At 65.4% G+C, this 14,917-nt stretch carries 13 protein-coding genes; 10 read left to right on the top strand and 3 right to left on the bottom strand.

All coding sequences use genetic code 11. From position 1 onward, the window contains the following. Positions 1-124: 124 nt before the first annotated feature. The 7 genes from rpsA (at position 125) to galU (ending at position 7,560) form a co-directional block, all read left to right on the top strand. Positions 125-1,810: a 30S ribosomal protein S1 gene (rpsA, locus tag ABIA71_RS02020; protein ID WP_038688807.1), complete on the top strand. Its 1,686-nt coding sequence runs from the start codon at positions 125-127 to the stop codon at positions 1,808-1,810. An 87-nt stretch (positions 1,811-1,897) separates the two neighbouring features. Beyond that, complete coding sequence (locus tag ABIA71_RS02025; protein ID WP_017355596.1) at positions 1,898-2,203, top strand: integration host factor subunit beta; 306 nt, start codon at positions 1,898-1,900, stop codon at positions 2,201-2,203. A 98-nt stretch (positions 2,204-2,301) separates the two neighbouring features. Next, positions 2,302-2,592: a LapA family protein gene (locus ABIA71_RS02030; protein WP_128097232.1), complete on the top strand. Its 291-nt coding sequence runs from the start codon at positions 2,302-2,304 to the stop codon at positions 2,590-2,592. 6 nt (positions 2,593-2,598) lie between these two features. Continuing rightward, positions 2,599-3,777 carry a lipopolysaccharide assembly protein LapB gene (lapB, locus tag ABIA71_RS02035; RefSeq protein ID WP_038688802.1) on the top strand — a complete coding sequence of 393 codons (1,179 nt, stop codon included), beginning with the start codon at positions 2,599-2,601 and terminating at the stop codon, positions 3,775-3,777. A gap of 3 nt (positions 3,778-3,780) precedes the next feature. Next, the gene (locus ABIA71_RS02040; RefSeq protein WP_502960658.1) at positions 3,781-4,755 is read left to right on the top strand and encodes an MraY family glycosyltransferase; all 975 of its coding nucleotides are present in this window, start codon (positions 3,781-3,783) and stop codon (positions 4,753-4,755) included. A gap of 16 nt (positions 4,756-4,771) precedes the next feature. Beyond that, complete coding sequence (locus ABIA71_RS02045; RefSeq protein WP_354282676.1) at positions 4,772-6,679, top strand: polysaccharide biosynthesis protein; 1,908 nt, start codon at positions 4,772-4,774, stop codon at positions 6,677-6,679. Further along, the gene (gene galU / locus ABIA71_RS02050; protein ID WP_128097234.1) at positions 6,676-7,560 is read left to right on the top strand and encodes a UTP--glucose-1-phosphate uridylyltransferase GalU; all 885 of its coding nucleotides are present in this window, start codon (positions 6,676-6,678) and stop codon (positions 7,558-7,560) included. The genes ABIA71_RS02045 and galU overlap by 4 nt, the downstream gene beginning before the upstream one ends. Positions 7,561-7,768: 208 nt before the next feature. Here the strand turns inward: galU and ABIA71_RS02055 are convergent, their stop codons facing one another. From ABIA71_RS02055 to ABIA71_RS02065, 3 genes are all read right to left on the bottom strand, one after another. Then, complete coding sequence (locus tag ABIA71_RS02055) at positions 7,769-8,977, bottom strand: acetyl-CoA C-acyltransferase (RefSeq protein ID WP_349985233.1); 1,209 nt, start codon at positions 8,975-8,977, stop codon at positions 7,769-7,771. A 91-nt stretch (positions 8,978-9,068) separates the two neighbouring features. After that, positions 9,069-11,441: a 3-hydroxyacyl-CoA dehydrogenase/enoyl-CoA hydratase family protein gene (locus ABIA71_RS02060; protein ID WP_354282679.1), complete on the bottom strand. Its 2,373-nt coding sequence runs from the start codon at positions 11,439-11,441 to the stop codon at positions 9,069-9,071. A 75-nt stretch (positions 11,442-11,516) separates the two neighbouring features. Further along, the gene (locus tag ABIA71_RS02065) at positions 11,517-12,179 is read right to left on the bottom strand and encodes a TetR/AcrR family transcriptional regulator (protein ID WP_324812399.1); all 663 of its coding nucleotides are present in this window, start codon (positions 12,177-12,179) and stop codon (positions 11,517-11,519) included. A gap of 310 nt (positions 12,180-12,489) precedes the next feature. Between ABIA71_RS02065 and ndk the strand changes: the two genes are divergently transcribed. From ndk to ABIA71_RS02080, 3 genes are read left to right on the top strand one after another with little or no spacing between them, the layout of a single operon-like run. Beyond that, positions 12,490-12,915, top strand: a complete 426-nt coding sequence (gene ndk, locus ABIA71_RS02070) for a nucleoside-diphosphate kinase (protein ID WP_038688788.1) — start codon at positions 12,490-12,492, stop codon at positions 12,913-12,915. 10 nt (positions 12,916-12,925) lie between these two features. After that, positions 12,926-14,131 (top strand): dual-specificity RNA methyltransferase RlmN, encoded by a 1,206-nt coding sequence (rlmN, locus tag ABIA71_RS02075; protein ID WP_502960663.1) that lies wholly within the window; start codon positions 12,926-12,928, stop codon positions 14,129-14,131. Then, positions 14,118-14,915 (top strand): tetratricopeptide repeat protein, encoded by a 798-nt coding sequence (locus ABIA71_RS02080; RefSeq protein WP_354282681.1) that lies wholly within the window; start codon positions 14,118-14,120, stop codon positions 14,913-14,915. Before rlmN ends, ABIA71_RS02080 begins: the two co-directional genes overlap by 14 nt. Positions 14,916-14,917: the final 2 nt, after the last annotated feature.

Raw genomic sequence — 14,917 nt, forward strand, 5'->3', positions numbered from 1 at the left:
CGCAATAGTGCGTGGCGGTTTTCCTACTTAACACACGACTCGCCGTACCGGGGTCGACCAACAGGCGGGCAGTAAGCGGTTCCCTTCGGGGGCCAATGCCCATGTGTCCAACAGAGTAAATCTAATGACCGAATCATTTGCAGAGCTGTTCGAAGCCAGTCAGGCCAATCTGGCCAAGCTGAAGCCGGGCTCGATCGTCAGCGGTGTCGTTGTTGAAGTCCGCGGCGATGTCGTGGTGATCAACGCCGGCCTGAAGTCCGAAGGCATCGTGCCGATCGAACAGTTCCGTAACGACGCTGGCGAGATCGACGTTGCTGAAGGCGACGTCGTCAAGGTCGCCCTCGATTCCATCGAGAACGGCTTCGGTGAAACCGTCCTGTCGCGCGAGAAGGCCAAGCGCGCGATGGTGTGGGACGAGCTGGAAGAAGCGTTGGAAAAGAACGAAACCATCACCGGTCGCATCAGCGGCAAGGTCAAGGGTGGTTTCACCGTGGACATCAAGGATGTCCGCGCGTTCCTGCCGGGTTCCCTGGTCGATGTGCGCCCCGTGCGCGATCCGGCCTACCTGGAAGGCAAGGAGCTGGAATTCAAGCTCATCAAGCTGGACCGCAAGCGTAACAACGTCGTGGTGTCGCGCCGCGCTGTCGTCGAAAGCGAGCACTCGGAAGAGCGCGAGCAGCTGATGGACAAGCTGCAGGAAGGCGCGATCCTGAAGGGTGTCGTCAAGAACCTGACCGATTACGGCGCATTCGTGGACCTGGGCGGTATCGACGGCCTGCTGCACATCACCGACATGGCCTGGAAGCGCGTGCGCCATCCGTCCGAAGTCGTGAACGTCGGCGACGAGCTGGACGTCCGCGTGCTGAAGTTCGACCGCGAGCGCAACCGCGTTTCGCTGGGTCTGAAGCAGCTGGGCGAGGATCCGTGGGACAACATCGCCCGTCGTTACCCGGCCAACAGCCGCGTGTTCGGCAAGGTCTCCAACGTCACCGATTACGGCGCATTCGTCGAGATCGAGCCGGGCGTCGAAGGTCTGGTGCACGTCTCCGAAATGGATTGGACCAACAAGAACGTCAACCCGTCCAAGGTTGTGCAGGTCGGTGACGAAGTTGAAGTCATGGTCCTGGACGTCGACGAGGAGCGTCGCCGCATCTCGCTGGGCATGAAGCAGGTTGCCGCCAATCCGTGGGAAACCTTCGCTGCCATCCACAAGAAGGGCGACAAGGTGTCGGGCCAGATCAAGTCGATCACCGACTTCGGCATCTTCATCGGCCTGGACGGCGGTATCGATGGCCTGGTGCACCTGTCCGACATCAGCTGGAACACCACCGGCGAAGACGTGGTCCGCAACTACAAGAAGGGCGACAACCTGGACGCCGTCGTCCTGGCCGTCGATCCGGAGCGCGAGCGCATCAGCCTGGGCGTCAAGCAGCTGGAGCAGGATCCGTTCGGCCAGTACATGGCTGCCAATCCGAAGGGTTCCAAGGTCGAAGGCGTGGTCAAGGAAGTGGACGCCAAGGGCGCAACCATCGAACTGGCTGACGGCATCGAAGGCTACGTGGCTGCACGCGACGTTGCCAACGAGCGCGTCGACGACGCGACCCAGTTCCTGAAGGTCGGCGACAAGGTGGAAGCCAAGTTCGTGGGCATGGATCGCAAGGGTCGTACCCTGCAGCTGTCCATCAAGGCCAAGGACGACGCGGAAATGCGCGAAGTGCTGGAGGAATACCAGTCCTCTTCGGCATCTAGCGGCACCACCCAGCTCGGCGCGCTGCTGCGTGCACAGCTGAACAGCAACAAGTCCGAGTAATCGGCCTCACGCTGTCGTAGTTTCCTGGACGGCCCGGACATCAGTCCGGGCCGTTTCAGGGTCTGAGTTCCCCCCGAAGAGCCCGTAATGACCAAATCCGAGCTGATCGAAATCCTGGCGCGCCGACAGGCGCATTTGAAGTCGGACGATGTCGATCTGGCAGTGAAGTCGTTGCTGGAAATGATGGGTGGGGCGCTGGCTGGCGGGGATCGCATCGAGATCCGCGGGTTCGGCAGTTTTTCGTTGCACTACCGGCCGCCCAGGCTGGGGCGCAACCCCAAGACCGGGGAATCGGTCGCGTTGCCGGGCAAGCATGTCCCGCACTTCAAACCAGGCAAGGAACTGCGCGAGCGCGTCAGCGCCGTGGTGCCGCTGGAAAGCGACCCCGCATAGAGCGGACCATTGGTCTGCTGCTTTTTCGCTCCGGGCCTCTTTTGTCCCGCTGCTCTATATTCCGCTACTCTTGAATCTCCCGGAACTGGAGCTGCTCCATGAAAGTCGTACGTCTCCTTATCCTGCTGGCGGTTCTCGTCGCCGGGCTCATCATCGGTGCGCTCAACTCGGACAAGATGGTCCTGAGTCTGGGCTTTACCCAGATCACCACTACCACCGGCCTGGCGATCATTGTCGCCCTGTTGTCCGGTGCCATCATCGGCGGCGGCATCGTGCTGGCCAGCCTGGTGATCCCGTTGTACGCCAAGCTGCGCAAAGCGCAGAAGGCCAGCCCGACCGTGGTCGTGGCACCTGCTTCCACCCCTTCTTCTCCTTTCGACGGACGCTGAGCCCCGATGGAATTTGTCTCCGAGTGGTTCTGGTTCTTCCTATTCCTTCCGCTGGCCGCGTTGTCCGGCTGGGTGATCGGGCGTCGCGGCGGTCAGCGCCATGGCGACAACCAGGTCAGCCGACTGTCCAGTACCTATTTCCGTGGCTTGAACTACCTGCTCAACGAGCAGCCGGACAAGGCCATCGAGCTGTTCCTGCACATCGCCGAGCTGGACAAGGAAACCTTTGAGACCCAGGTCGCACTGGGCCATCTGTTCCGCCGCCGCGGTGAAGTGGACCGCGCCATCCGCCTGCACCAGGGCCTGGTCAACCGTGCCGACCTGACCGATGCACAACGCGTGCAGGCGCTGCTGGCGCTGGGCGAGGACTACATGAAGTCCGGCCTGCTGGACCGCGCCGAAACCGTGTTCACCGAACTGGCCCAGCTCGACCAGCGGGCGCCGCAGGCGCTCAAGCACCTGATTGGCATCTACCAGGCCGAGCGCGACTGGGAAAAGGCGATCGACAACGCCAGTCGCTTCGAAGAGGTCACCGGCGAGCCGATGGGCAAGCTGATCGGGCAGTTCGAGTGCGAGCTGGCCGAGCGCTTCCGCGGCGCCGGCAAGATCGAAGAGGCGAGGGCGGCGATCGCGCGCGCCTACCAGGCCGATGCCATGTCGGTCCGCGCCGGCATCATCGAAGGGCGCCTGGAAACCGATGCCGGTAATGCCGAAGCGGCCGTGCGCGCGTTCGAGCGGGCTGCCCGCAACGACCCCGAGTACCTGCCCGAGGTGCTGCAGCCGCTCATGCAGAATTACCGCAAGGTCGGCGACCTCGGGGGTGCGCGTGCGTTCCTGTCGGAGATGACCGAGCACTATCGCGGCATCGCCCCGGTGCTGGCGTTGACCCAGTTGATGGAAGAGCAGGAGGGCGTGGCCCCGGCCCGTGCCTACCTCGGCCGCCAGCTCAAGGACCGTCCGTCGGTGCGCGGCGAGTCGGCGCTGATCGACCTGACCCTGGCCGAAGGTGCCGACTCCACGGCCACCCTGCACGACCTCAAGCACATCACCGACCAGCTGCTGGTGCGCAATCCCGCCTACCGCTGCACCCGCTGCGGCTTCGGCGCCCGTACCCACCATTGGCAATGCCCCAGCTGCAAGGAGTGGGGAACCGTGAAGCCGCTGCTGAACTACGCGGTGCTTTAAGCCATGCCCGTGGCCTGGATGATCGGTCTGCCAGCGGTGCTGGCGATCGCGGCGGCGCTCACCTGGGGCGCGCGCCACTACGCGCTGCGCCGCAACCTGATGGACCAGCCCGGCGAACGCCGCAGTCATGGCGTGGCCACCCCGCGCGGGGGTGGTATCGCCATCGTCCTGACCCTGCTGCTGGCGGCCGCTTTGGCCGCGATGGCATGGCCGGCCGCCCGCATGACGCTGGGGGTGTTCAGCCTGGGCCTGGCACTGGTGGCCGGCATTGGCTGGTGGGACGACCACCGCCCGCTGCCGGCCATCCGCCGGCTGCTGGTGCACATGGTCGCCGCAACCCTGATCGGCGCCCTGGTCTGGCAGGCCAGCGGCAGCGTGGTGCACGCGGTACTGGCGATGCTGTTCACCACCTCGCTGGTCAATATCTGGAATTTCATGGATGGCATCAACGGCATCGCCACCACCCAGGCGATTCTGGCCGGGCTGGCCTTCGCCATGGTGATGCCGCTCCCGTTCGCGCTGGCCGGCGTGGTGCTGGCCCTGGCCTGCCTGGGCTTCCTGCCGTTCAATTTCCCGCGGGCGCGCATCTTCATGGGGGACGTTGGCAGCGGCGCGCTGGGCTACGCCATTGCTGCCTTGGTGTGCTTGGCCAGCGTGGTCACGGAGATCAACTGGCTGCTGTTGCTGGTGCCGCTGTCGGCCTTCCTCGTGGACGCAGGCTTCACACTGCTGTCGCGCATGCTGTCCGGGCAACGGTGGATGGACGCCCACACCCAACATCTGTACCAGCGTGCGATCAAGAGTGGTGCAAGTCACACCTTGGTGACTGCGCTGTATTTTGTTTTTGGCCTGTTCAGTATTACAGTGTTTAATGCTTGCAGTGATCTGCAGCCGAGGTGGGAGGCTGCCGTAGCGGGTGCGTGGATGATCTTCGCGACCGGCTTGTGGCTACTCCTGCGCAATGGATTGCGCAACTAGAAGGATTGTTTGTTTTATGACGCCTTGGCAGGACCGTCTCACCAGTTTGCTTCCGCGCGCCGCCATCGTGGCCCACGACCTGTTCATGGTCTGGGCGTGCTGGCAGCTGCTGCATGCCGGCCGCTATTCGATGCTGGCCGACGCCCCCTCGCTTCCACTCTGGAACATCGACACCTCGCTGGTGCTGGCGATCCAGGCGGTGGTGTTCTGGCGGGTGGGCCTGTACCGCGGCCTGTGGCGCTTTGCCAGCGTGGCCGACCTGCTCAATATCTTCAAGGCCAGCTTCATCGGCCTGTTGGCCATTGTCGTGGCCCTGGCCTACAAGCGCTTCGCCGGCGTGCCGATGTCGGTGCTGGTGATCTACCCGTTCGCACTGTCGGCACTGCTCGGCGCCCCGCGCCTGCTGTACCGCGCGTGGAAGGACTACCAGTCGCTGCAATCGGATGCCAGCGCCCGCCGCGTGCTGATCCTGGGGGCCGGCCAGGCGGCCGAAGCCCTGGTCCGTGACCTGCGCCGCTCGGGCGACTTCCACCCGGTCGGCCTGCTCGACGATGCGCCGCACCTACAGGGCGCCAAGCTGCAGGGTCTGCCCATCCTGGGCACTCTGGACGACGCCCCGTCGGTGGTGCGCGAGACCGCGGCCAAACTGCTGGTGATTGCCATTCCGTCGCTGGATGCAGTGGGCATGCAGCGGGTGGTCGCGCTGTGCGAAGCCACCGGCGTTCCCTTCCGCATGGTGCCCAAGCTCAACGATGTGCTGCTCGGGCATTCGCTGCCTGGTGAACTGAAAGAGGTCGCGATCGAGGACCTGCTCGGGCGCAAGCCGATCCTGCCGGACTGGTCGCTGATCCGCGGCTGGCTGGGCGGGCGTACCGTGCTGGTAACCGGCGCAGGCGGCTCGATCGGTTCGGAGCTGTGCCGCCAGTGCGCACGCCACGGTGCCGGCCGCATCATCCTGCTCGAGATGAGTGAACTGTTGCTGCTCACCATCGAGGCCGAGCTCACGCGCAGCTTCCCGGACTTGGACGTGCAGGCCGTGCTGGGCGACTGCGGTGATCCGTCGGTGATCCGGCATGCGCTGTCGCTGGCAAGCGTGGATGCGGTCTTCCATGCGGCGGCGTACAAGCAGGTGCCGGTGCTGGAGCGCCAGCTTCGCGAAGCAGTGCGCAACAACATCCTGTCGACCGAAACGGTGGCGCGGGCGTGCGTGGAAGCGCGCATCGAGCATTTCGTGTTCATCTCCACCGACAAGGCGGTCGATCCGGTCAACGCGCTGGGCGCCAGCAAGCGCTACGCGGAGATGATCTGCCAGAGTCTGGACCAGAAAACCAGCCACACGCGGTTTGTCACCGTACGCTTCGGCAACGTGCTGGCCTCGGCCGGCAGCGTGGTGCCGCTGTTCCGCGACCAGATCATGAAGGGCGGGCCGGTGACCGTGACCGATCCGGAAGTCACCCGTTACTTCATGACCATTCCCGAGGCGTGCCAGTTGATCCTGCAGGCGGCCGCGTCGGCTTCGCATGGTGCGATCTACACGCTGGACATGGGCGAGCCGGTGCCGATCCGGGTGCTGGCCGAGCAGATGATCCGTCTGGCCGGCAAGCAGCCGTACAAGGACATCGCCATCATCTACACCGGGCTGCGCCCGGGCGAGAAGCTGCACGAGACCTTGTTCTATTCCGACGAGGACTACCGGCCGACCGCGCATCCCAAGATTCTCGAAGCCGGTGTGCGCACGTTCGCGCGCGATCAGGTGCTGGGCAACGTGCCGCGCCTGCGCGAGGCCATCGCAACCTACGACACCGATGCCATCAACAGCATCCTGTTCGCGACCATGCCGGAGTTCTCGCCCCTGCAACAAGACGATCACGTCGCCTCGGCTAAAGTACTTCCCTTCCCGGCACGAGAGGCCAACAGGCTGTGACGAACAAGCGTATTCGCAAGGCGGTTTTCCCCGTGGCAGGACTGGGTACCCGGTTCCTTCCCGCAACCAAGACGGTGCCCAAGGAGATGCTCCCGATCATCGATCGGCCGCTCATCCAGTACGCCGTCGACGAGGCGATCGAAGCTGGCTGCGACACCTTGATCTTCATCACCAACCGCTACAAGCATGCGGTGGCCGATTACTTCGACAAGGCCTACGAGCTGGAGCAGAAGCTCGAGCGCGCCGGCAAGCTGGAACAGCTGGAGCTGGTACGCCACGTGCTGCCCAATGGCGTGCGTGCGATCTTCGTCACCCAGGCCGAAGCATTGGGGCTGGGCCACGCGGTGCTGTGTGCCAAGGCGATTGTCGGCGACGAACCCTTTGCGGTGCTGCTGCCTGACGACCTGATCTGGAACCGTGGCGATGGTGCGCTCAAGCAGATGGCCGATGCGAACCAGGCCAGCGGTGCCAGCGTCATCGCGGTGGAAGACGTGCCGCATGAGAAGACCGGCAGCTACGGCATCGTCGCCACCGAGGCGTTCGATGGCCGCCAGGGCCACATCAGCGCGATCGTCGAGAAGCCCAAGCCGGAAGACGCGCCCAGCGACCTGGCCGTGGTCGGCCGGTATGTCCTGAGCCCGAAGATTTTCGAGCTGCTCGAAGCCACCGGCACCGGTGCCGGCGGTGAGATCCAGCTCACCGACGCCATCGCCGAGCTGCTCAAGAGCGAGCCCGTGGACGCGTACCGTTTCGAAGGCACGCGCTTCGATTGCGGCACGCACCTGGGTCTGGTCGAAGCCACCATCCGCTTTGCGTTGAACAACGACAAGCTGGCCGGCCCGGCGCGCGAGATCATGAAGAAGGCGCTCGCCGAGGGCTGATCGCAACCGCGATCCCCGGTAGGTACCGACCGTTGGTCGATACGCGGAACCCCGGTAGGTACCGACCGTTGGTCGGTACCCACGCCAACAAAAAGGGCAGCCTCGCGGCTGTCCTTTTTGCATTTCGGTGGTGTTCCCGCATCAACCAACGGTCAATGCCGTCCAGCGGGGCAGGGTGCCGGCCCTGGGGCCGGCACCGCCCGCTGCATCACAGCGACTCGAAGATGCCCGCTGCGCCCATGCCGGTGCCGATGCACATGGTCACCATGCCGTACTTCTGCTGGCGACGGCGCAGGCCGTGCAGCAGGGTGGCGGTACGGATCGCGCCCGTCGCGCCCAGCGGGTGGCCCAAGGCGATGGCGCCGCCCAGCGGGTTGACCTTGGACGGGTCCAGGCCGCAATCGCGGATCACCGCCAGCGACTGCGCGGCGAAGGCTTCGTTGAGCTCGATCCAGTCCAGCTGATCCTGGGTCAGGCCGGCCTGCTTGAGCGCCTTGGGGATCGCGGCGATCGGGCCGATGCCCATCACTTCCGGGCGCACGCCGGCAACGGAGAAGCTGACGAAACGGGCCAGCGGTTTCAGGCCGTAGTCCTTGACCGCCTGTTCGGAGGCCAGCAGCACGGCGCCGGCGCCGTCGCTCATCTGCGACGAGTTGCCGGCCGTGACGGTGCCGCCGAACTGGCCGTTGCGGAACACCGGGCGCAGCTTGGCCAGGCCTTCGGCGGACGAGTCCAGGCGCGGGCCTTCGTCGGTATCGACGATCGTGTCGCGGGTAATGATGCGGCGGCCGTCGGCCAGGTCGGGCTGGCGAGTACGCACGTCGTAGGGGCTGATCTCGTCCTTGAAGTCGCCGTTCTGGATCGCGGCGATGGCCTTCTGGTGCGAGGCCAGTGCGAAGGCGTCCTGCTCCTCGCGCGAGACCTTCCACTCTTCGGCGACCTTCTCGGCGGTGATGCCCATGCCGTAGGCGATGGCGACGTGGTCGTTGTCGAACACGCTCGGGGCCATGGCGATCTTGTTGCCCATCATCGGCACCATCGACATCGACTCGGTACCACCGGCCAGCATCAGGTCGGCATTGCCCAGGCGGATCTGGTCGGCGGCCATGGCCACGGCCTGCAGGCCGGAGGAGCAGAAGCGGTTGACCGTCTGCGCGGCGATGGTGTCGGGCAGGCCGGCCAGCAGCACGCCGATGCGGGCCACGTTCATGCCCTGCTCGGCTTCCGGCATCGCGCAGCCGATGATGGCGTCATCGATGCGGTTGACGTCGATGCCCGGGGCCTGCGCGACCACCGAGCGGAGCACGTGGGCGAGCATGTCGTCGGGACGGGTGTTGCGGAACATGCCCTTGGGCGCCTTGCCTACCGGGGTGCGGGTGGCGGCGACGATGTAGGCGTCCTGGATTTGCTTGGTCATTGCAGTGATCTCTTGAATGTAGGGACAGGTGTGCCGACCAACGGTCGGCACCGACCGGGCGCGGACGGGGGCCGTCGCGCCCGGCGCGCCATCAATTGCGCAGCGGCTTGCCGGTCTTGAGCATGTGCGCGATGCGGGCCTGGGTCTTTTCCTGCTGGGCCAGTTCGACGAAGTGCTTGCGCTCCAGGGTCAGCAGCCACTCTTCGTCGACCAGGGTGCCGCGGTCTACTTCGCCACCGCACAGCACGGTGGCGATGCGCACGGCGATTTCGTAGTCGTACGGGCTGATGAAACGGCCTTCCAGCATGTTGACCAGCATCATCTTGAAGGTGGCGATGCCGACGTCGCCGGCCACCTGGATGCGGCGGGCCGGCATCGGCGGACGGTAGCCGCCTTCGGCCAGCGCCTGCACTTCGGCCTTGGCGATATGCAGCGCTTCGAAGCTGTTGAACACCACCTTGTCGGTGGCGCGCATCAGGCCCAGTTCCTTGGCGTTGACCGCCGAGTTGGAGACCTTGGCCATGGCCACGGTTTCGAAGGTCTTCTTCAGTTCGGCGAACACGTCACCGCCCGGGCCGGCAGCCTGCGAGGCGCGCACGGCCAGTTCCTTCAGACCGCCACCGGCCGGCAGCAGGCCGACCCCGGCCTCGACCAGGCCGATGTAGCTTTCCAGCGCGGCCACGCTCTTGGCGCTGTGCATCTGGAACTCGCAGCCACCGCCCAGGGCCAGGCCGCGCACGGCGGTCACCACCGGCACCAGCGAGTACTTGATGGCCTGGCTGGTGCGCTGGAAGTTGTGCACCATCTCTTCGAACTGGTCGACCTTGCCGGCCTGCAGCAGGCCAAGCGCGCCGGCCAGGTCGGCACCGGCGGAGAAGGGTTCCTTCTGCTGCCAGATCACCAGGCCCTTGTAGTCCTTCTCGGCGCGCTTGATCGCTTCCTGCAGCCCGTTGAGCACGTGGTCGGAGACGGTGTTCATCTTGGTCTTGAAGCTGACCACCGCGATCCCGTCGCCGTCGTGCCACATGCGCACGCCGTCGTTCTCGAACACGGTTTCGCCCGGGGCGAACGTCTCGCCCAGCAGCGGATCGGGGAAGCGCTGGCGCTGGTACACCGGCAGCGCCGAACGCGGCAGCTTGGCGTTGCGGGTCGGGCTGTAGCTGCCTTCGGCGGCGTGCACGCCGTCGCGGCCGTCGAACACCCAATCGGGCAGCGGGGCATTGCTCATGCTCTTGCCGGCCACGATGTCATCGGCGATCCACTGCGCCACCTGCTTCCAGCCGGCGGCCTGCCAGGTTTCGAACGGACCCAGCGACCAGCCGTAGCCCCAGCGGATGGCCAGGTCGACGTCGCGCGCGGTTTCGGCGATGTCGGCCAGGTGGTAGGCGCTGTAGTGGAACAGGTCGCGGAAGGTCGCCCACAGGAACTGCGCCTGCGGGTGCTGGCTTTCGCGCAGCTTGGCGAACTTCTCGGCCGGGTTCTTGATCTTCAGGATCTCGACCACTTCCGGTGCGGCGGCGCGGTCAGCCGGACGGTAGTCCTGCTTCGCCAGATCGAGGACGACGATGTCCTTGCCCACCTTGCGGAAGATGCCGGCACCGGTCTTCTGGCCGAGCGCGCCCTTGGCGATCAGCGCGTCCAGCCACTTCGGCGACTTGAAGAATTCATGCCACGGATCGTTGGGCAGGGTGTCGCCCATGGTCTTGATCACGTGCGCCATGGTGTCCAGGCCGACCACGTCGGAGGTGCGGTAGGTCGCCGACTTCGGGCGGCCGACCAGCGGACCGGTCAGGCCGTCCACTTCATCGAAGCCCAGGCCGAATTCCTGCGTGTGGTGGATGGTGGACAGGATCGAGAACACGCCGATGCGGTTGCCGATGAAGTTCGGGGTGTCCTTGGCGTACACCACGCCCTTGCCCAGCGTGGTGACCAGGAAGGCTTCCAGGCCTTCCAGCACGGCGGCGTCGGTGGTGCTGGCCGGGATCAGCTCGGCCAGGTGCATGTAGCGCGGCGGGTTGAAGAAATGCACGCCGCAGAAGCGGTGGCGCAGCTGCTCGGGCAGCACGTCGGCGAGCTTGTTGATGCCCAGGCCCGAGGTGTTGGAGGCCAGCACGGCGTGGTCGGCCACGAACGGGGCGATCTTCTTGTACAGGTCCTGCTTCCAGTCCATCCGTTCGGCGATGGCCTCGATGATCAGGTCGCAGTCCTTGAGCTGCTCCAGGCCGGTCTCGTAGTTGGCCGGGGTAATCGCCTCGGCGTAGGACTTGCTGGCCAGCGGGGCAGGGCTGAGCTTGCCCAGGTTGGCGATTGCCTTGAGCACGATGCCATCGGCCGGACCTTCCTTGGCGGGAAGGTCGAACAGCACGGTGTCGACGCCGGCGTTGGTCAGGTGGGCCGCGATCTGGGCACCCATGACGCCGGCACCCAGCACGGCGGCGCGGCGGACTAGCAGGGAATTGGACATGTCGATAAGCCTTTGTTGGTCTGGCAGCCGGGCGGGGCCCGGCTCTACGGAGGGTTCAATGGGCAGAGCCCGGCTCTACGGGGTGGAAAGTGGGGTCGACGCAGCGTCGGTGACCGCGCTGGCGCGGAAACCTGCTTCGGCGAAGTGGATCAATTCGCGGGCGGCATGGGCACGATGCGCCGCTTCGGTGACACCGGCGGGTCGCTTGATCAGACCGAAGTCGGCCATTGCATAGGTCAGCGAGCCGGCCAGGAAGTCCAGCCGCCAATACAGCTCTTCCTTGCTGAGCTCCGGCACGCAGGCCGCGATGGCCTTGCCGAAGTCGCGCAGCACGTGGCCGTAGTGGTCGGACAGGAACTTGCGCAGGTTGTCATTCTTCTCGGCGTAGGCGCGGGCGATGACGCGGACGAAGGCACCCCCGGTCTGGCGGTCCTGGGCCATCGCCAGGGCGGGCTCGACGAAGGCGGCCAGCACCGGGCGCAGCTGGCCGGGGTGCTCGCGGCGGGCCGCGTCCAGCTGCGCCAGGCGGGCGGTGGTCATCTCGTCCATGCGCCGGCGGAACACCTCGTTGACCAGGTTTTCCTTGGAGCCGAAGTGGTAGTTGACCGCCGCGATGTTCACATCGGCCTGGCTGGTGACCTGGCGAAGCGAGGTGCCAGCGAAGCCATGCTGCGCGAACAGCTCCTCGGCGGCGCCGAGAATGCGGTCCTTGGTGGAGAAATGAGCGGGCTTGGCCATGGGTGGGGCAGAGTTCAATCAAACGATTGTTTGATATTAGACCCGGGGCTGCGCGGGTGCATTGTGCGGCGCACAAAAGTGGCGCATTCGTTCATCGTCGTGCCATGCGCTGGCCGGCGACCCCGGTACCGCCTGAACGGGGGACTTCGCTTGGCATCCATGGGGTTGCCGGCCGGCGGCCGGCACTACCGCATGGGCGGGTTACACGTTAGAATTGCCTCACGTATATCAGGCTAAGCCCGCGTTTCGACGCGGGTTTTTTTCATGTTACTCTCGGGCCGATCAGTGGCCCGCCCAACGGAGAATTCCCATGGCGCTGGAGCGCACCCTTTCCATCATCAAGCCGGACGCCGTCGCCAAGAACGTCATCGGTGAAATCTACGCCCGCTTCGAAAAGGCCGGCCTGAAGGTCGTCGCCGCCAAGTACAAGCAGCTGTCGCGCCGTGAAGCCGAAGGCTTCTACGCCGTGCACCGCGAGCGTCCGTTCTTCAACGCGCTGGTCGAGTTCATGATCTCCGGCCCGGTGATGATCCAGGCCCTGGAAGGCGACAACGCCGTCCTGGCCCACCGCGACCTGCTGGGCGCCACCAATCCGAAGGAAGCCGCTGCGGGCACCATCCGCGCCGACTTCGCTGAATCCATCGATGCCAATGCCGCCCACGGCTCGGACTCGGTCGAGAATGCCGCGATCGAAATCGCCTACTTCTTCGCCGCGACTGAAGTCGTCTCGCGCTGAGAGTGATGCCGTGAACGAGGTCGTACAGCCAACCGCCATCCCATCCGTGCTCGTTCCGAGCGTGGCTGTGGCCAAGCAGAACCTGCTCGACCTCGATCGCGAGGGTCTGGAGCGCTTCTTCGCCGAGACACTCGGCGAAGCGCGCTACCGCGCCCATCAGGTCATGAAGTGGATCCACCACCACTACGTCACCGAGTTCGATGAGATGACCGACCTGGGCAAGGCGTTGCGCGCCAAGCTCAAGCAGCATGCCGAGGTCCTGGTCCCCAACATCGTGTTCGACAAACCGTCCAACGACGGCACCCACAAGTGGCTGCTGGCGATGGGCAACGATGGCAAGAACGCCATCGAAGCGGTCTACATCCCGGACAAGAACCGCGGCACGTTGTGCGTGTCCTCGCAGGTCGGCTGTGCGCTGAACTGCACGTTCTGTTCGACCGCTACCCAGGGCTTCAACCGCAACCTGTCCACCGCCGAGATCATCGGCCAGGTGTGGGTGGCGGCGCGCCACCTGGGCAACATCCCGCACAAGCAGCGTCGTCTCACCAACGTGGTGATGATGGGCATGGGCGAGCCGTTGATGAATTTCGACAACGTCGTGCGCGCCATGAGCGTGATGCGCGACGACCTGGGCTATGGCCTGGCCAACAAGCGCGTGACCCTGTCCACCTCCGGCCTGGTGCCGCAGATCGACCGGTTGTCCGCCGAGAGCGACGTGTCGCTGGCGGTGTCGCTGCATGCGCCCAACGATGCGCTGCGCGAGACCCTGGTGCCGCTCAACAAGAAGTACCCGATCGTCGAGCTGATGGCCTCGTGCGCACGCTACCTGCGTGCCAACAAGCGCCGCGAATCAGTCACCTTCGAATACACCCTGATGAAGGGCATCAACGACCAGCCCGAACATGCCCGCCAGCTGGCGCGGCTGATGCGCCAGTTCGACAACGCCGTGCAGGCGTCGCACTCGGGCAAGGTCAACCTGATTCCCTTCAACCCGTTCCCGGGCACGCGCTACGAGCGCTCCGGCGACACCGAGATCCGTGCCTTCCAGAAGATCCTGCTGGATTCGCAGGTCCTGACGATGGTCAGACGCACCCGCGGCGACGACATCGACGCCGCCTGTGGCCAGCTCAAGGGCCAGGTGATGGACCGCACGCGCCGCCAGGCCGAGTTCAACAAGACGCTCCAGGATGGGAAAAGCCGGGATGCCGCTGCCTGATTTCCGATTGCCAGCCGTTGTTTTCATCGCGCTGGCATCGGTCGGCTGCGGCAAACAAGGCATGAAGCCCCCCGCCTCCGCGCTGGGGGTGGCCCCCACCTATGAGGTCCGTGACAACGCCGCCACGCGTCGCCGGTTCAATTACCAGGACCAGATGACGCTGGCCGACCGGGCCTATCAGTCCGGTTCGCTGGCGGCGGCCGAGAAAAATGCCCGCTCGGCGCTCAAGCTCGATGGTGACCGGCCGGAGGCCTATCTGCTTCTGGCCACCCTGGCCGCCCGGCGCGGCGAGGATACGGCCGCCGGCGGGCTCTACCGCAAGGCCGCCGAGCTGGCGCCCGAACGCGGCGATGTGCTCAACAATTATGGTGCGTGGCTATGTACTCATGGCCGTGCGGCCGAGTCGCTGGTCTGGTTTGACCGCGCGCTTGCCGCGCCAGGCTATGCCACGCCGGCCTCGGCGCTGGCCAATGCCGGCGGCTGTGCACTCGACGCGGGCCAGTCCGAACGGGCCGCCCGCGACCTGCGTGCCGCCCTCCAGGTCGAGCCGGGCAACGCCTATGCGCTGGAGTCGATGGCGCGCAGCGAATACGCCCAAGGCCGCTATTTCGAGGCGCGGGCCTTCTCCCAACGTCGTCTTGCGGCTGCACCGGCCACACGTTCCGTGTTACAACTTGCCTCTGAAATCGAGGCGCAGTTGGGTGACACGGTTGCATCCGGTCGCTATCTGCAGCGAATTCGCGACGAATTTCCGCAGGATGCGGCTCCTAATCCCCGGGGTTGAAG

The organism is Stenotrophomonas sp. 2619 (assembly GCF_040548725.1).
In the GTDB taxonomy this organism is placed as follows: Bacteria; Pseudomonadota; Gammaproteobacteria; order Xanthomonadales; family Xanthomonadaceae; genus Stenotrophomonas; species Stenotrophomonas maltophilia_AP.